Annotated in this window: 10 protein-coding genes; 7 read left to right on the top strand and 3 right to left on the bottom strand. The window is 59.5% G+C overall.

From position 1 onward, the window contains the following. The first annotated feature begins 47 nt into the window (after positions 1 to 47). Entirely contained in the window at positions 48 to 2,249 is a 2,202-nt protein-coding gene (locus AC1Q9F_RS22955) for a patatin-like phospholipase family protein (protein ID WP_492621045.1), read from the top strand. Between the two features lie 6 nt (positions 2,250 to 2,255). Here AC1Q9F_RS22955 and AC1Q9F_RS22950 read toward each other — a convergent pair whose 3' ends face one another. From AC1Q9F_RS22950 to recQ, 3 genes are all read right to left on the bottom strand, one after another. Further along, complete coding sequence (locus AC1Q9F_RS22950) at positions 2,256 to 4,037, bottom strand: motility hub landmark protein FimV (protein WP_492621046.1); 1,782 nt, start codon at positions 4,035 to 4,037, stop codon at positions 2,256 to 2,258. A 127-nt stretch (positions 4,038 to 4,164) separates the two neighbouring features. Continuing rightward, complete coding sequence (locus tag AC1Q9F_RS22945; RefSeq protein ID WP_007958397.1) at positions 4,165 to 4,599, bottom strand: MarR family transcriptional regulator; 435 nt, start codon at positions 4,597 to 4,599, stop codon at positions 4,165 to 4,167. Between the two features lie 134 nt (positions 4,600 to 4,733). Beyond that, complete coding sequence (recQ, locus tag AC1Q9F_RS22940; RefSeq protein WP_127797260.1) at positions 4,734 to 6,863, bottom strand: DNA helicase RecQ; 2,130 nt, start codon at positions 6,861 to 6,863, stop codon at positions 4,734 to 4,736. Positions 6,864 to 7,139: 276 nt separating this feature from the next. Between recQ and AC1Q9F_RS22935 the strand changes: the two genes are divergently transcribed. The 6 genes from AC1Q9F_RS22935 to AC1Q9F_RS22910 form a co-directional block, all read left to right on the top strand. Continuing rightward, positions 7,140 to 7,727, top strand: coding sequence for a UPF0149 family protein (locus AC1Q9F_RS22935; RefSeq protein ID WP_085605689.1), 588 nt, complete (start codon positions 7,140 to 7,142; stop codon positions 7,725 to 7,727). Between the two features lie 10 nt (positions 7,728 to 7,737). Next, positions 7,738 to 8,133 (top strand): YbaN family protein, encoded by a 396-nt coding sequence (locus AC1Q9F_RS22930; RefSeq protein ID WP_492621047.1) that lies wholly within the window; start codon positions 7,738 to 7,740, stop codon positions 8,131 to 8,133. Between the two features lie 118 nt (positions 8,134 to 8,251). Further along, positions 8,252 to 12,268, top strand: coding sequence for an RCC1 domain-containing protein (locus tag AC1Q9F_RS22925; protein ID WP_492621048.1), 4,017 nt, complete (start codon positions 8,252 to 8,254; stop codon positions 12,266 to 12,268). A 70-nt stretch (positions 12,269 to 12,338) separates the two neighbouring features. After that, the gene (locus AC1Q9F_RS22920) at positions 12,339 to 13,247 is read left to right on the top strand and encodes an immunoglobulin-like domain-containing protein (RefSeq protein WP_492621049.1); all 909 of its coding nucleotides are present in this window, start codon (positions 12,339 to 12,341) and stop codon (positions 13,245 to 13,247) included. A 32-nt stretch (positions 13,248 to 13,279) separates the two neighbouring features. Beyond that, entirely contained in the window at positions 13,280 to 14,881 is a 1,602-nt protein-coding gene (locus AC1Q9F_RS22915; protein ID WP_492621050.1) for a hypothetical protein, read from the top strand. Positions 14,882 to 15,005: 124 nt separating this feature from the next. Next, positions 15,006 to 17,994, top strand: a 2,989-nt coding sequence (locus tag AC1Q9F_RS22910) for an Ig-like domain repeat protein (protein WP_492634787.1), incomplete at its 3' end; no start/stop codon positions are given.

Genomic DNA, 17,994 nt, shown 5'->3' with positions numbered 1-17,994 from the left:
GGGCGCCGCTATAATAGCCGGCTTTATCGCTCGCCCCGAGACTCACGATGCGTCGTCTTCTGATCTGCCTGTTGCTTGGTTTCCTTCCCCTGCTCGCTGGTGTCAGCGTCCATGCCAGTGAGGCCACACGCCCGAAAGTCGGCCTGGTGCTGTCCGGCGGCGCGGCCCGTGGGCTGGCGCACATCGGTGTGCTCAAGGCCCTGGAAGAACAAGGCATCAAGATCGATGCGATTGCCGGCACCAGCATGGGCGCAGTGGTCGGCGGGCTGTATGCCTCGGGCTACAAGATCGACGAACTGGAAAAACTCGCCCTGACCATCGACTGGCAGCAGGCGCTGTCCGACGCCCCGCCCCGGGAAGACGTGCCGTTCCGGCGCAAGCAGGACGACCGCGATTTTCTGGTGAAACAGAAACTGAGCTTTCGCGATGACGGCAGCCTCGGCCTGCCATTGGGCGTGATTCAGGGCCAGAACCTCGCGCTGCTGCTGGAAAGCCTGTTGGCCCACACCAGTGACACCCGGGATTTCGACAAGCTGCCGATCCCGTTCCGCGCGGTGACCACGGATATCGCCAACGGCGAAAAAGTGGTGTTCCGCAAGGGCCACCTGCCCCAGGTCATCCGCGCCAGCATGTCGATCCCGGCGGTGTTCGCCCCGGTCGAACTCGACGGCCGATTGCTGGTGGATGGCGGCATGACCGACAACATCCCCCTCGATGTGGCCCGTGAAATGGGCGTCGACGTGGCCATCGTGGTCGACATCGGTACCCCGCTGCGCAACCGCAAGCAACTGGTGACCGTGGTCGATGTGCTGAACCAGTCGATCACCCTGATGACCCGGCGCAACTCCGAAGAGCAACTGGCGACCCTGCATCCCGATGACGTGCTGATCCAGCCGCCACTGGCCAGTTTCGGCGCCACCGACTTCGGTCGCGGCCAGGAAATGATCGACGCCGGCTACCGCGCAACCCAGGCGCTGAACGTGCGCCTCGCCCGTCTCAAACCCGTGCAGTCGCAGGACGCCGAACTCAACGCCGCCCGCGCGCCGGGCCAGCGCACGCCGATCATCACCGCGATCAAGGTCGAGAACGATTCGAAAGTCGGCGATGACGTGATCCGCTACTACATCCGCCAGCACATCGGCGAACCACTGGATCTGGGTCGTCTGCAAACCGACATGGGCACCCTGTACGGCCTCGATTACTTCGAGCAGGTGCAATACCGCGTGGTGCACAAAGGCGCTGATCACACGCTGGTGATCAGCGCGCGCGGCAAACGTACTGGCACGGATTACCTGCGGGTCGGCCTCAACCTGTCGGACGACATGCGCGGTGACAGCGCCTTCAACCTCGGCGCCAGTTACCGCATGAACGGCATCAACCGCCTCGGTGCGGAATGGCTGACCCGGGCACAGATCGGCGATAAACAAGAGTTGTACAGTGAGTTCTATCAGCCGCTGGACGTGGGCTCTCGCTACTTCGTGGCGCCTTATGCGTCGTTTGCCGCACAGAACGTCGACTCGGTTCTGGACAACGATCCGATCGCCCAGTATCGCGTCGAGCGCTACGGCTTCGGCCTCAACTTTGGCCGGCAGATCGGCAACAGCGGCGAGGTGCGCTTCGGGGTCGGCGAAGCCTGGGGCAAGGCGGATGTGCGGATCGGCGATCAGGATCTGCCGAGCGAAAACTTCAACGAAGGGTTCTATGCGCTGAAGTACTCCTTCGACTCGCTGGACAACGTCTACTACCCCCACGAAGGCGAAGACATTGGCCTGACGCTGGTGCAGTTCGAGCCGAGCCTGGGTTCCGATACGCGCTACCGGCAGTGGGAATTCAAACTGGACAAGGCCATGAGCAGTGGCCCGGACACGCTGATTCTGGGTGGCCGTTACGGCCGCACGCTGGACGATGCCAATGTGGTGACCTCCAGTTTCCTGCTCGGCGGCGCCCGGCAGTTGTCCGGTTTCCGCGAGGACGCGATCTCCGGACAGAACGTCAGTCTGATGCGCGCGGTGTATTACCGCCGCCTCACCCCGCGTTCATACCTGCCACTGGATTTCCCGCTGTACGCCGGCGCATCGCTGGAACGTGGCCGGGCATGGAACAACGACAATGAGTTCGACAGCGGCTACATCAACGCGGCCAGCGTGTTCATCGGCTTCGATACGCCGCTGGGGCCGCTGAATTTCAGCTACGGCCTGAACGATGCGGATGAACAGGCGGTGTACCTGAACCTTGGGCAGACCTTCTGACAGCGGTCAACGAATCCCCGCCAACAGCGTGCGCGCCGTTTGCCTGAGGGGTTCGTCGGCTTCCTTGAGCAGTTCGTTGAGCAAGGCAATGGCGCTGTCGATATCGCCGTCGTCGATGCAGGTCTGGGCCTGTTCGAGTTTGCCGGCGTTGGCGGTGTCCGAGGGTTCGGGTTCCAGGTCTTGCAGTTCCAGTGGTTCGAGCGAGAGCGACGTGCCGGGATCGCCAAACTCGTTGAGGAAATCATCGTCCAGTGGTTGTGCTTCCGGCTCGACGATCCATTCCAGTTCGGCGGTCTCGGCATCGTCGGGCAGGGTTTCCGGCAATTCGAAATCCTGTGGCAATACTTGCAGATCGGAGCCGAGCGTTGATGGTAGCTGTTCAGGTGCTGTGGTGGCCGGGCGAGCCTCCTCAAGATCCCAACTGGAGGCCATCGAGAGCTGATCCAGGTTCAGCTCGAAATTGTCTTCGGCTACCGGCTCCACAGGCGTTGCAGGTTCGATCGGCAGCGCGGCAATCACCGGGGCCGCCGCCACCAGAGGTGCGGCGCTGATCAGTTTTGGATAGCGGGCGCGAATTTCCTGTAGCCGCTGATCCTCGACCCCGAGCTGGCGCAGACGGCTTTCCTGCTCGTCATAGGCCGGCGTGTCGCCCTGCCGCCCCAGCACTTCAAGCAATTGCACGCCGAGGTCGATGCGCTCCGGCTCCCGCTGCAAGGCATCACGCAACAGACCGGCGGCCTCGCCCAAGCGTCCGTAGGCCAGATAAATGCCGACCGCTTCCAGCACATCGCCGTTGGCGTGTTCCTCGCGATGTTCGACAGCACTGTGAACGGCACTCGGCTGCATCGGTTCGGCGTCATCGACCGGGGGTTCATTTCGTACCGGCAGGAACGGAGTCGGCGCCTCAGCCCCTTGCGACTGTTGGCGTTGCCGGCGCACGTACAGTCCCGCCACCAACAACCCCAGCACCAGCAGCAGTCCGCCGAGCAGCGGCCAGTTGAGTGAATCCTCCTGAGACTCGATCGGGGCAATGACCGGCGCAGGCGCAGGTGCCACGGGTGCGACAGGTGCCGGCAGCGCCTGTTGCACTTCAATCAGGCGGGCCTGCAAATCACCGAGCTGTTTCTTGCCGTCAGCGATCAGCACTTCCTGGGCCTGAAGCTTCACGTTCAATTCATCGATGGTTTTTTGCAGTTGCTGATTCTGCACAAGGCTCGCCGCCAGTTGCTCGGCCTGAGTGTCGGCGACCGGGGCCGGTGGCTGCACAGGCGCAGCAGGTTTGGCCGGCGTGGTTGCGGAGGGAGCCTCGGGGGTCGGGAATTCCGACGATTGCGCACGCACAGTTGGCTCGTCGGTGGCCGGGACAATCCCCGGCGAACCCGGCGGGTCGATCAGCACGGTGTATTCGCGCAGCAGGTGGCCATTGGGCTGATCGAGCTGCACCAGGAAATTCAGAAAGGGTTCGTTGACCGGTTTGGTCGAAGTCACCCGGATCATGTTGCGATTGCCACGCAGGATCGGGGTGAACTTGAGGTCATTGAGAAAGAACACGCGCTCAATGCCGGCGCGGCCGAACTCGTCCGCCGAGGCCAGACGAACCGCCAGTTCGTTTTCGCTGACGCCCCCGACATCCACCAGGGCGATGTCAGCCTTGAGCGGCTGATTGAGGGCTGAATGCACGGTGATATCACCGAGCCCCAGCGCCAATGACGCGGTGGACCAGGTGAAAACACCGGCCACCCACAGCGAGTTGGCGCAACGCAGTACCACGTGCCGACTTCCGAGCATGAGCATCCCTTAAATAAGCAAAACCGACTTCTATGCGTTCGCACATCCGGTACGAACACGATATTGCCCAGTAGTTCTTATAGTCTGCCCAGCGCGATCTCTCAAAAAAACGGCACGCGGTTGTGCCTCAAGACTTTTCCAGATTGGCCAGAATGTGCCCGTGAACCCGCATGCACACCTTCAGATCGGCCTCGTCGACGCCTTCGAACAATTCCTTGCGCAGTTGTGTGGCGATGGTTTCGATCTGTTCGATCAGCGGCAGGGCCGGTGAGCACAGCACGATTTTTTTCGCCCGGCGGTCTTCCATCACGGACTGGCGTTGCACCAGCCCCTGGCTTTCCAGGCTGTCGAGCAGACGGGCCAGGGTCGGCCCTTCGACGCCGACGCTTTGCGCCAGCTCCCGCTGGGTCGGCGCCTCTTCGAAACGCGCCAGATGCAGCAGCACCAGCCAGCGTGCCTGGGACAAGCCCAGACCCGCCAGCCGGCGATCCAGTTCGGCACGCCAGCCACGAGACATCTGGGCCAATTGCATGCCAAAACGGTGTTGATCGGTTAACGGCATAAAACACTCATGATTAGACTGAACAAATAGAGAAAAACTAATTATTAGTCAGCTAAGCATGACATTTGCCTATAGGCAAGAGGCGTCCTGTACTGAATCGTTACAACCGTATAACGGTTGGCACAAACGCCCTCTTACATTTCAAACTCGGATTGCAGCGCAGCCCGCACGCAGTAAAGCACGCCTTCCGGTACGCGACCGGCAAACAGCTCCGCCACTTCGGCGACCGACGGCAACTCGCCTTCGCCGTCGAGGAACGCGTCCTGGACTTCGCCCATCAGGTCTTCCGGCAAATCCAGCGCTTGCTCGAGCGAAAGCTGCTGTTTGCCGATGGCTTCGGCGAGCATGGTGTAGACGTTCTTTTCCGAGCACTGCAACTGACCGGAGATCTGCAGCGGCGTCATGCCGGCGCGGGCCAGGGTGATCAGTTCGTGGCGCACGTCGGCCACCACTTTCGGCGCCTCGGCTTCGCCGCCGAGCACTTCGAGGAAGGCCTCGCCGTAACGCTCCAGCTTGCGCGCGCCGACGCCGCTGACCCGGGCCATGTCCGCCAGCGAGGTCGGCTGGCTGCGGAGCATTTCCAGCAGGGTCGAGTCGGGGAAGATGACATACGGCGGCACGCCGTGTTCTTCCGCCAGTTTGCGCCGCAGGGCCCGCAACGCTTCCCACTGCTCGCGTTCTTCGCCGCGCACCAGTTGGCTGGCCGGGCTCTTGCTGCCGCTCTTGGCGGCGACTTGCGGCTTGAGGTCGCGGCGCAACTCCAGGCTCACTTCGCCCTTGAGCAGCGGCCGGCAGGTGTCGCTCAGGCGCAGCCCGCCATAACCTTCGTGATCGACATCCGCCAGACCGCGGGCAACCAGTTGACGAAACAGCGAGCGCCATTCGCTCTCGCTCAGCGCCTTGCCGACGCCGTACACCGACAGGTGCTGATGGCCAAAGCTGCGAACCTTTTCGTTGTCCTTGCCCAGCAGCACGTCTACCAGATGGCCGACACCGTAACGCTGGCCGGTGCGATAGATCGCCGAGAGCGCCTGACGCGCTGGCTCGGTGGCGTCCCAGGTCTGCACGCCGTCGGTGCAGTTGTCGCAGTGGCCGCACGGTTCGGGCATGTCCTCGTCGAAATACGCCAGCAGCGCCTGACGGCGGCAGCGGGTTTCTTCGCAGAGCGAGAGCATGGCGTCGAGCTTGTGCTGCTCCAGACGCTTGTGGCGCTCGTCGCCCTCGGAGTTCTGCAGCATCTGCTTGAGCATCACCACGTCTTGCAGACCGTAGGCCATCCACGCGTCCGCCGGCAGGCCGTCACGGCCGCCGCGTCCGGTTTCCTGGTAATACGCCTCAAGGGATTTCGGCAGGTCGAGGTGAGCGACGAAGCGCACGTTGGGTTTGTCGATGCCCATGCCGAACGCCACGGTGGCAACCATGATCAGGCCTTCCTCGTTGAGGAAGCGCTTCTGGTGATAGGCGCGCAGATCGTTGGGCAGACCGGCGTGGTACGGCAGCGCCGGGAAGCCCTGCTCGGTGAGAAACGCGGCCACCTCCTCCACCTTCTTGCGCGACAGGCAGTAGACAATGCCGGCGTCACTGCGCCGCTCAGCAAGGAACGCCAGCAACTGCTTGCGCGGCTGCTCCTTGGGCACGATGCGGTAGAAGATGTTCGGCCGGTCGAAGCTCGACAGAAAACGTTCGGCGTTCTGCAAATGCAGGCGAGTGACGATTTCTTCCCGGGTACGCTTGTCGGCGGTGGCGGTCAGGGCGATGCGCGGCACGTCGGGGAACATTTCCGCCAACTGCCCCAGTTGCAGGTATTCCGGGCGGAAGTCGTGGCCCCATTGCGATACGCAGTGCGCTTCGTCGATGGCGAACAGGGCGATGTTCAAGCCTTGCAGGAACGACAGCATGCGCGGCTGCACCAGACGCTCCGGCGCCAGATACAACATTTTCACTTCGCCGCGCTTGATCCGGTTGGCGAGGTCGCGCTGCTGTTCGGCGCTCAGTGTGGAGTTCAACGCGGCAGCCGCCACGCCCAGCTCTTCGAGGGTGGCGACCTGATCGTCCATCAGCGCGATCAGCGGCGACACCACCACCGCCAAGCCGTCGCGCAGCAGCGCCGGCACCTGGAAACACAGGGATTTACCGCCGCCGGTCGGCATCAGGACAAGGGCATCACCGCCACTGGCCACGCGCTCAATGATTGCACCCTGACGGCCACGGAAACTGTCGTAGCCGAAGATGTCCTTGAGGACGCGTTGAGCCTGTTCGAGCATAAAAACTCCAAAAATCCACCGAAACATCCCTGCACAGGCTGGTTCAAGACAGCCGAGGCTGCTTTAAACAAAACGTAAGCGCGCATTGCATCGCGCCCACAAAATCAGCCGCGACACCGGCAGGGATCGCAAAGCGCGGCAGTATACCCGAGCCCTCCCCGGCAAAGGGCACCGCCGATAAGAAGCTTGTGCGGGCAAATCTGCCGTGCGGCTGGCTTGAGGGCTCAAGAAGGCCTAGAATTCCCGCATTGTTTATTCCCCCAAGGTAGCCCTTTAATGTCCTTCGCCGAGCAACTAACCCGCCTGCAAGTCTTCCTCGACGCCGACGAGCTGCATGAAGAGGCGCTGGACTACGTGGCCGCTCACGGTTACCTGACGGCGCTGTCGATCTGCGCCGACGTGGTGCCGGATCGTGAGTGGATCGACGCCCTGTTCGCCGAAGAGCCGCATTACAGCAGCGAAGCCCAGCGCGAAGAGATCGAAGCCACGCTGATCGGCCTCAAAGCCCACATCGCCCGCCAACTGGCCTCCGATGAAGAATTCGAGCTGCCCTGCGAACTGGACCTGGGCGACGACCCGGACGATTCCGAACTGCGCGGCTGGTGCATCGGCTTCATGGAAGGCGTGTTCCTGCGCGAGGCGGCCTGGTTCGAAACCGCCGAAGAAGAAGTCAGCGAAATGCTCCTGCCGATCATGGTCGGTTCGGGCCTGTTCGACGAACAGCCTGAGTTCGAAGACATCGCCAGGGACGCCAACCTGATGGACGACATGATCGTCCAGATCCCGGAAGCCCTGACTGCGCTGTACCTGCTGTGCCAGGCGCCCGACGAAAAACCGGCGATCCTCAAGCCACGTCACCACTAAGATCCGGCCTATGGACAACCCCATAGGCAACCGCCCCCTGATGTTGCGCTACATCCTGCTGGCCATCGGCTGGCTCAGCGTGGCATTGGGGGTGATCGGGATTTTCCTGCCTGTTCTCCCCACCACCCCCTTCCTTCTGCTGGCAGCCGCCTGTTTCGCCCGCAGCTCCCCGCGTTTCTATCAATGGCTGGTCGAGCATCCCCGGCTCGGGCCATGGATCCGCGACTACCTCAATGGCAACGGCATTCCGCTCAAGGGCAAGGTCTACGCGATCGGGCTGATGTGGGCGAGCATTCTTTTCTCGTGTTACCTGGTGCCGCTGGTGTGGGCGCGGGGGTTCATGTTGACCAGTGCGGTGCTGGTAACGGTCTACATTCTGCGACAGAAAACCCTGCACAAACGCTGAGAGCTCAGCAACCGCTGGTCGAAAAACCCTGCTCACCTGTCAGATCTGACAGTAGCCAGACGATCGACTTCAATCCTTAAATCACTCCGTCGCCCATCCCTCGACAGGAGTGTCTGTCATGTTGAAAAAACCTGCGAAAAGAGTTACCACCTTGGCTCTTGCCGAGCTGGAAATCCCCGACAAGCAACCCGAACAACTGCCTTCCGGAGAGTGGGGGATCAATTGGGCTGCGGCGATGGGGGTACACCCTGAACAAGGACTGCAGACTTACATTCCGCAATGGACCGAGATGGACATTGGTGACAATGTCGAGCTGTTGAAAGATGGCAATGTCGTTGCTCAGACCACCATCAGGGAAGCCGCCGAGGTCGGGCAGCGCGTAACGCTATTCGTCGCCCCCCGACACGCCCGGACCGGCTCGCATACCCTGAATTACCGAGTCAAACGACTCAATCAAGCGTGGGAAACCCAGACTCCACCGACCAAAATATACGAAAAACTCGAGATTCCAGCGGGGCAAGATACGTTGCCAGGCCCTGGCCACTCTGGGCTGTATATGTATATCGACCCGGAAATCGTCAACGGCGTCGTGGATAAGGACATTGCTGAAGAAGGTGTGCCGATTATCGTCCGTGCTCAATCCGGATCCGGTGTGCCTTATTCTGACGTGGAGGTCGGTGACAGGATGAAGTTGACGTGGGGTGGAGTGTTCAAAGAATCCGAACCGGTCACCGCCGAGCAAATCAGTGATCCCGCCAACAATCCGATCGAAATTGTGGTGGACAAAGCCATGATCGAGGAGGCCGGCGATACCGATGACACAGGCCTTGCTGTGAGCTTCATTCCTCACGACATCGTGAAAAACTACGCAGAAGACTGGTGCACGGAAACTCGGATCAGAGTATCGGTAGGCATAAATCTTCTGCTCGCCCCTATTGTCGAGCGGGCCATCAACAACGTGCTTCATCTTGAGGCTCTAGGTGATGACAACGTCATCGTTCAAGTGGTGGCCAGAGCCCCAGACTTCAAGCATGACGACAAAATCGAACTGAAGATGCGCGGCACCACAGTAGATGGCGATCTGTTCGAAGGCGTTGCTCCCTTGGTGACCATTGACAACTTGCCACACACCTACGAGTTGATAATCAAGAACTCGGATGCGCGAAAGCTGGCAAAAACCCAAGCCACTTTCTCTTACCACCTGAAACGCAATGGCAGCACCGACCCGCTTCGATCCAAAGGCCAGTTCGTGCAGATTGTGGGCGAAGCCGATCAACTGGCCGCCCCGACTCTCGACGATGCACAAAATGGTGCGATTCCCGAGGACCTCCCGAATACCACTTTGCGAATCCCGCACAACCCGGTCATTGAAGTCGGTATGGCAATCGAACCTAGATGGTTCGGCACGCGACCCGATGGCAGTACCTATGATCCCAGCTTCGAAGATGAGTGGTATTTCCCGGATCAGTCCGAGGTGGACAACCCAAACGGTTTTGTCATCACTATCGACGGCGTACACATTCACACCCTCAAAGGCGGAAAAGTCGTCGCGTCCTACACACTGCTGATGGACAAAGACGGTGAAATCGTCAAACGCCCTTCTCGAGCTACGACCCCCGTCAACGTCGGCGAACCGCAGTTTGAACTGGTCAAGCCTATCGTTCTGGGAGAAAAGAATGGTGCACTGGAACCCGGCGACCTGCCCGCAGGCGCCAGTAAGCTCACTGCGCCAAGACCAACCGGTACGCCAAGCAAGTCTGGCGACATCGTAACCTATACGTTGGATGGCGAGCTCACAGGCAAGAAGGAAGACTTCGTCACGCTAAACGCCCTCTCGGCCAACAAGGATGTGCCCTTCACACTGAATGCCGCACTCGTAGCGGAACACATTGAACCCAACCGCGGAAAAAAAATAACTGCCACTTACCGGATCTGGCGCAAGGAAACCGATACCACCAGCTATTCCAATCCGCTGCCCTTTGTCGTCGGCAAAGCAGACCAACCACTGCTGGATCCAGCGGAAGTGGTGCAAGAAGACCCTGAGGGAATCCTGGACCCCGCCAATGCCCCGGACGGTGCAACCGTCAGAATTGCAGCCAATCGGCCAGAGAATGCGGGTGATCATTACTACATGACGTGGGCCACGACGGATGGCGTGACAGTGCACACGGATGACAAATCCATCAGCGGAAACAACAAGGGCAAACCCGTCGAGTTCACGGTTGGGCACCCCACCCTGCTCGCCTGTCTGAACAAAAACGTGGTGATCCGTTATTACGTGGAACTGTTGGAGGGTGGCCAGGCCCCCGCGGAGGATCATTCGCTGAGAGTCGAGGCGACGGAGTTCAAGCTGCCAGACGCCACGTTCAAAGAGGCGACCGGTCCGCAAAATGATCAGCTGAATCCCGATGATGTTTATCCGAACGGCGCAACCGTGGTGATACCGGAAACCGCCCTTCTGAAGACAGACGACGAAATCACAGTAACGGTAGAGGGTCAAACCACCACCACGTATCCGCATACAGTGACGTCCGGGCAGGCCGACAAAGAGCTGGCCGTGATCAAGGTGCCGCATAGCGAGATCAACGCCAACGACGGCCGAAGCATCGCCTTGAGCTACGAAATCAAACGCAAGGCCGGCGGAACCGATGGTCCTTCCAACCCGACGGTTTACGATGTGCGCAAGGTGATCGGCAGCGGCAAGTTGCGGGTCATGGGAGCCCGGTACAACAAGGGAATTTATCGGGAGACCAGTTCCAGCTGGCTCATATCCGCCTTCAATGCAGACACCCTGCAACGCGTAGAGGCAGAGTGGAAATACGCTGACGACAGCACCTGGACGAAAGCGAAGATCTGGGTTGATACCGATCCGTATGCCCCCTTGCAAGTTCGCACCAGCGACGACCAGGTCACCCTGAACAGAGTGAATATATTTGGCACCGGTGGCCCTGGCACTCCCGCCAATGACGGGGCATTCGTGGCGCTGCGGGACAAGGACAATCTGGCAGCCTGGGGCAACCCATTGAATGGCCAGAAAATCCCGCCAACCTTTCAGACGTTCACCGACATTGCCCGGATTACTTGTTCCGGCAGCTCCTACGCGCTGATTCGCACCAACAACTTCACCGTGGCATGGCCCGGGACTGCAGGTCAGGGTGGAGAAATGGGCGCGGTGGTTCCTACGGACTTCAAAGTGTTCGCCGGCAACAGCGTTGCAATCGCGGGCATCAAAACCAATGGAACAGTCCATGCGTGGGGCAATGCTACCAACGGCGGGACACCCTCTGCCGAGATTCTGGCCTTGAGAGACGCGGTCGAGCTGACCCCGGCAGGAAATGCCTTTGCCGTCCTAAGGGCAACCGGTCAGGTGATGGCGTGGGGAGGTGGAGCGGGGTTTGGCGGCGTTGTTCCTGCAGAGATTGCCAGCCTCACCGATATCAAACACGTTATCGGCAATGGCTTCGCTTTCGCTGCACATCGGGAAAACGGCGCAGTGGTCGCTTGGGGTGATGCCGCGAAAGGCGGCACCGTATCCGACGATGTCGCCGGCCTGACCAACATCAAGACACTGGCCTGCGCAAATGCCCAAGCCTTTGTCGTCATGCTCACAAGCGGACAAATCGCGGGCTGGGGGCCCTCAGCGTATGGCGGGGAAATTCCTCCGGAAATCCGCTCCCTGACGGATATCGACTCAGTCGTCGCCAGTTCGAATATGTTTGCAGTGCTTCGACACAGCGGTCACGTCACCGCATGGCCCGCCGAAAATTTGGGTGGCCTGACACCTGACGCGATGGCCAGCAGAGACGATTATGTTCAACTGGCCGCCACCGCCGGAGCGTTCGCCGCAGTGTGCAGAGATGGAACCGTCGTGGCCGGGGGAGACCCATTGCTCGGCGGAGATACCACGCCCGTCGCCGCCAAACTGGTCAAAGTCGTCGCGATCTACGCCAACCGTCATGCCTTTACGGCGCTCACTTCCGACGGCGAAGTAGTGACTTGGGGTAACGCTCTCGCCGGCGGCGACAGCAGTGCCGCTCAAGACCGTCTCAAAGGCCAGGTGTCGTACTACGCCAATGCGGTCACCCGCGGTCTGGCGCTCAAGGCCAGTCGTTTGGCCAGGCTCAATACCCCCTGACACCCTCGACGATGCCTTGCTGTGCGGCGCTCACCCGAGCGCCGCCTATCTGAATTGAGGAGAGGGTGACATGAGCCAGACCAACAACAATCTGCGGGCGCCAACTGTAGACGAAGCGCCCAACGGCATTCTGGATCCTCAAACGCTTCCTCCCGGGGGGGCGACCGTCAGGATAAAGCCCTGGGTACCAATGACGTTCCGCGATCACGTTTACTTGTTCGTCGGCGACACCTACACCGATGACCTGCCGATCAGCGCCGGTGCAGTCGGCAAGGATGTCTTATTCAGTGTTGACGCTTCGGAATTTGTTGCCGACGTAAATGAGATCGTACCGATTCGCTACGAAGTACAGCTGTACCAGAGCACTCGCGAACCATCGGACATCCTGGATCTGAAATTGCAGACGGGTTTCGACGCCGCCGCCACACTGGATCTGAGCACCGAAAACTACGTCGTCTCCGTCGACAAGCCACCGCTTGCCCCTCCCCCTGCGGCTCGCATGACCCGTGAAGCCACTTGGGGCCAGGCTCCCTACACCTGGGACAGCAACGATCCGTTGATTGCCCGTGCCGATACACAATCGGGCGAGATCACCGCCCTGCGCAACGGCGACTGCAGGATCCGCGCGACCGATAGCCAGAGCCAGAGCCGCGAGTACCCCCTCACCGTCAAGGGTATTCAGGAGGTGCACTTCCTCAGTGCCGGCGCGGATTGGGAGGGCATGACCAGAATTTGTAACGTTGCAAAACTGCAACCGATCACCCTCGCCCAGACAAAACGGCTGTGGACGCTTTATTTCCCCGACAGCGGCCCCGTCGCGGATTTCCTCGAGTGGCTGAACTACCCGGTGTGGACCGCCGATCTCCTGGGTGCCGGCACCGCCTGGACGTACGACCTCAACGGTACTTCGGTCAATGACAACGCCACCAGCCAGGACATGGCCTCGTTCTGGCAGGTTTTGGGTGTCTCCCAGGCTTGAGCGACTGTGACCAAAGACTTGTGGAGATCGCCATGCAAGGCACGTTGCGAATCAGATGTCTGTTGCTCGCATTGTCACTGTTCGGCAGCGTCAGCCAAGCCGCAACCGGTCCGGAAACCGCTCAACTGCTCAACCAGCGCTACCAGAACACCACAACCCAATGTCCGGGCGACAATCCGGCATATTTTTGCAGCGGCGTATTGCTGCTTGGGAGCACAGGAACAGCAGAGTTCTGGAAACAAAGTGCGCCCGCCACACAACTCGGCGCACAGGGCTTGAACTATCTGCGCGCCGATCTCGGCACCCGCACGCTGGCGCAAGCATACGGCGCGGTATTCAGTGATCAGTTCACCGCGATTGGTGTGGACAAATCGCTGGATGTCCTGTGCGCCTATCCGTTCGAATTTCCGATACCCGCCACCCGACCGGAAATGGGCTGCGGCTGGGCCGCCGCCGCAGTACAAAGTGCACCAGACATCAGTTCCTGCACGGCGCTGGGCGTGACTGACGCACAAGGCTGGCTCGCGCACTTCGCACAGCAAGGCAATCAGGCTGTCGCGCAATGCTCACTCAGCAGCGAAAATCCCGCACAGTTCAAGGCCAGCCTGATTGCGCACCAAGGGCTCGACGCCACGTGGTCTGCGCAACCGATGCAGGTGCAAATCCGCAACTGGGATGAACAGACACCGGCCAAGCTGCCGCTGCAAGCGCTGTTTTATGACGCGACGCAGACAGGCTCACTGCTCGGGGCACAGAAAGATCAGCGCGATTATTTCAGGGCTACGGGGGAGTGGTTGCCGATCCTGCGCATGGATTTGAGCCCGCCGGCAGGTGGGGTGTTCGGTTTCAAACAGCAGGATCAGTTGTACACCGGCTACCAGGTCGCAGCGAATTTGAATGCCCGCTACGCCAATACGACCATGACGTGTCCTGATAATGAACCCGCCTACAAGTGCAGCGGAGTCCTGTTACGCACGACCAGTGCAACACCCGAATACCATGCGTGGAATTCCAGCCCTGGGTCGGTAGAGCGCAACGGGGTTTCTTTTTCCTATTTGCGAGCCGACATTTATCTGCCCATTCTGGCCTGGTCAAAGCCGCAGGGTTTGATCCTCAAGGAACTGTCTGCTCCTGCGGCTTATCCTCTGACACTGCGCTGCGCATGGCCATTTGACGGTGCTACGTATTATCGAAGTGATAGCTGCAATGAAAGCTCGCTAAACCTTGAGACAAGTCGTCCATGCGACGTGCAAGGCATTACGACGGTCGACGCCTACCTTACTCACTTCAACGCACTTGCCAATCGCTACGCCGGATGCAGCCTTAAAGGCGAGCAAGCGCCTTTCGCCGTAAGCATCCAGGTTCGCGCATTGTTTTCGGCGCAGGATCAACGTGTTCATAACGAATCCATCATCGCGGACTGGCCGCAGAACATTCCTGAAAAAATTCCGCTCCAGGCGTTTTTCTACACCGACGTTTCGGGTAAGCCGAGCGCCCGGTACTTCCAGCAGGATTACTTCGAGCAAACCGCAGGTTTCCTGCCGGTGATGCGACTGACCGTCAACGCTTCCGACAACGCCTACAGATTTGAATTCGATCCGCAAGACCAGCTAGTTGGCGGGGAAATACCGTGAGCCTGGACCGTTCGTCGCAAACCAGCCTGCACCTGTCAGATCTGACAGTACCCCTCCCTCCTCCCCTCAGGTTCAATAAAAAACCGTCTGCGATCCCATTGCGTGCTCGTTCAGGAGTTTCGTCATGCTCACCCACAGTCCGCTTCTGTTTCCCCATCTCGACCAGCCCGTCACCCTGGCGCTTCGGCCCATGCAGATCAGCGGCGCCGTCACGCCAGTCGAGGATGCCGATGGCGGGATCAATATCGCAGTGGTCGAGGAAAGCGCCAGCGGGGTGCTGTGCGTAATCGTGGCGTACCTCGCCATGCTGGAGGGTGATGAAATTGTTGTTTATTGGGACGACATTCCGGTGTTCACCCGAACGGTTGAAACGGGGGAAAAAGACAAGCACCTGTTCTTTTACCTGCCCAAGGCGCTGTTCACTCCTGGTCTGCATGAATGCTTTTATGAATTGACCCGGTTCGGCGCAAGCAGGCCGGACGATCCCTCTGTGGCGTCACGTTTTTTCGTCAAACTTACCAGCCCCGGTGGTCGAGACAGGGAACCTCATCTACCCGACGGGCACTCCGAACTGCACATCGCGCAATTGCCGCAGGAAATCATCGATCAGGGAGTAATCGATGCCGACTGGGCGAAAAAAGGCGTTCCGCTGACTGTCCCTGCCTTCCCGGAAATCAGACTGCGAGACACGATTCTGATGCGCTGGGGCAGCCATACTCTGGCGCCTCACCTCGTCACGCTAGCTCAGGCCGAGGGCAAGGATCCCATCGTGATCGTCGCAAAACAGGAAGACATTTTGGCCGGTGGCGACAGCGCGGCACTGGAAATCATGTACGACCCTCACGATGAAGTATTGAACTGGTCGTCCCGGCACTCCAAACGCACACGAATCGCTGTCGACGCCGGCGCCTGGCGTCTGGCTGCCCCGATTATCAAGGAATCGATCAATGGGATCATCACGATCATCGACTTGAACAAGGAGGACGTCACGGTCCAGGTCCACATCGAGGGCTCGGATTTCGCGCTGAACGATTCAGTGAAAATGACCTGGATCGGCACCCCTTTCACTGGCAAACCGTTGATTCACACGGAAACCAAACCGGTGGGGAACATCCCGAGCGTCATGGAATTCGATGTGCCGTACGCGCAAGTCCGCGCCATCGCCATGGGCCGGGCCGATGCCTCCTACGTACTGACTAAAGCAGACGGAAGTAAGCCGTTATCCTCCAAACGTAAGTTCGCCGACGTGGTGGGTGACGTTTCGATGCCGTACGCACCGACGATTGTCGAGTTGCTGGGTGACATACTCGAGTCGTTCAGGCCCTACGCCACGGTACTGATCAAGTACCTGACCATTGCCAATGGCGATCTGGTCGCCATTCACTGGATAGGTGAAAAGTTCAACGGTCAGCCCTATGTCCATGAGTTCACCCACACCGTCAGTGACAGCGAGGCAAAAGAAGGCTTTTTCACTGCTTACGTCGACGCAGAGCACATCATCGTGCTCGACAAGGGCAAACTCAATCTTTGGTACACCGTGTCCAATGACAAGCCGGAGCTCTACGGCGTCAGTGATTCAGAGCATCTCTTGGTCAAGGTGCAAGCCGTCACTGCGACACTGGCGAGGCCCGAGGTGGAGGAAGCCGACAAAGACCCCGATGTGCTCGACCCTTCCAAAGTCTTCGATGTCGTCCACATACTCATCGAAAATCCGCCGACGCAAAAAGACGACTTCGTGACCTGGTACTGGCAAGCGCCCGATCAGTTCGGCAGCATCTGCGACGGGGTGCCCATCACCTCGCTGAGCGCCGGTAAATCGCTGCGTTTTCGTGTTCCCGAAGAGTACGTCACGCGTAGTATCGGGCAGTACGTCAAGGTGCGATATGTGCTGTGGCGCCCCTCCACTCAGCGCTACGAATATTCCGCAACGCTCATTCTGTTAATTGGTGAATTGGTTGGCGAACTGCTTGCGCCCAAGGTGATTCAGGCCCCTGATGACATTTTGAACCCCAAAGACGGCCTCAACGGCGTCGACGTACGCGTCAGTTACGAAAACATGAAACCCGTTCTGGATAAAATCAACCTCAGTTGGATCGGCACACCGGGTGCTGGCACCTCGACTGATCTTGAATTGCCGGGGGATGCCAGTGGAACCATCACTTTTCATATAGATGGCTCGGTTATCGGCGCCAACATCGACCGACGAGTGAGCGTCGGTTATGGCGTGACACGCTATGGCTTTACCACTCCCTCCGAGTCACTGGACTTGTATGTTTCCAACTTCGAGGATCCTCAAAACGACTGGCCCCGTCCGCAAGTCCCCTTGGCAAACAACGATGTTCTCGATCTGATGATGTTCATCGGCGATGCGAGAGCTCTCGTATTGAAATGGCCGTTCATTGCGCTCAAGCAACGCCTCTGGTTAAGGCTGGAAGGCAAGACAGCGGCGGGAAGCGATCACGTCATCCGGATGCTCGATGGCGACGAGATCACTCTGGCGCAAGTCGGTAGCGGGCTGAATGAAGTCCTGCTCAGAAGCGAGTTGATGAAACTGGGGCATTCCACACCGGCAAACGTGATTTGCAAAGTCTCGTTTGATGGCAGCGATCAAGAAGTCGATGCGATTGAATTCCCGGGATTGCCGCTTACGATCAGAACCCGATACGACTGGCTGACGCCGAAGATCACCCATGTGACTGACGCCAATGGGGAGGTTACGGAGGGTGGCAAAACTTTCTTTGAGCAGGTAACTGTCGAAGGCTCTGCGACCCAATATGAGACGGTCGAGCTTTTCGATGGCTCGACCTCGCACGGCAATGCTGATGTTGGTGCCGATGGCGTCTGGCGCAAGACGCTGCTCAACCTCCAGATCAAGGATTATCACATTACAGCTCACGCTCTATATGCAGCGGACCCGGTTTTCAGCCTGATCCGTGCCTTTACGGTGATGGCAGCGGTTCCACCAACTATCACCGACATCACCGACTCCAAGAGCAGCGTGCCGCACAACGGCATCACCTTCGACACCAGCGTCATCATCACCGGCAAGGCCAGCCCAGGCCAGACCGTGCAGCTCTATGACGGCACCACCGCCGTCGCGCCCGTCACCGATG

The organism is Pseudomonas sp. GW823-FHT04A03 (assembly GCF_058796615.1).
The sequence above is the reverse complement of the archived record's forward strand: the minus strand, read 5'-3'. Positions and strand labels throughout refer to the sequence as shown.

Bases quoted from the DNA above. Each gene is read 5' to 3' on its own strand.
- AC1Q9F_RS22955 (WP_492621045.1), top strand. From the start codon at position 48: ATGCGTCGTCTTCTGATCTGCCTGTTGCTTGGTTTCCTTCCCCTGCTC.
- AC1Q9F_RS22950 (WP_492621046.1), bottom strand. From the start codon at position 4,037: ATGCTCGGAAGTCGGCACGTGGTACTGCGTTGCGCCAACTCGCTGTGG.
- AC1Q9F_RS22945 (WP_007958397.1), bottom strand. From the start codon at position 4,599: ATGCCGTTAACCGATCAACACCGTTTTGGCATGCAATTGGCCCAGATG.
- recQ (WP_127797260.1), bottom strand. From the start codon at position 6,863: ATGCTCGAACAGGCTCAACGCGTCCTCAAGGACATCTTCGGCTACGAC.
- AC1Q9F_RS22935 (WP_085605689.1), top strand. From the start codon at position 7,140: ATGTCCTTCGCCGAGCAACTAACCCGCCTGCAAGTCTTCCTCGACGCC.
- AC1Q9F_RS22930 (WP_492621047.1), top strand. From the start codon at position 7,738: ATGGACAACCCCATAGGCAACCGCCCCCTGATGTTGCGCTACATCCTG.
- AC1Q9F_RS22925 (WP_492621048.1), top strand. From the start codon at position 8,252: ATGTTGAAAAAACCTGCGAAAAGAGTTACCACCTTGGCTCTTGCCGAG.
- AC1Q9F_RS22920 (WP_492621049.1), top strand. From the start codon at position 12,339: ATGAGCCAGACCAACAACAATCTGCGGGCGCCAACTGTAGACGAAGCG.
- AC1Q9F_RS22915 (WP_492621050.1), top strand. From the start codon at position 13,280: ATGCAAGGCACGTTGCGAATCAGATGTCTGTTGCTCGCATTGTCACTG.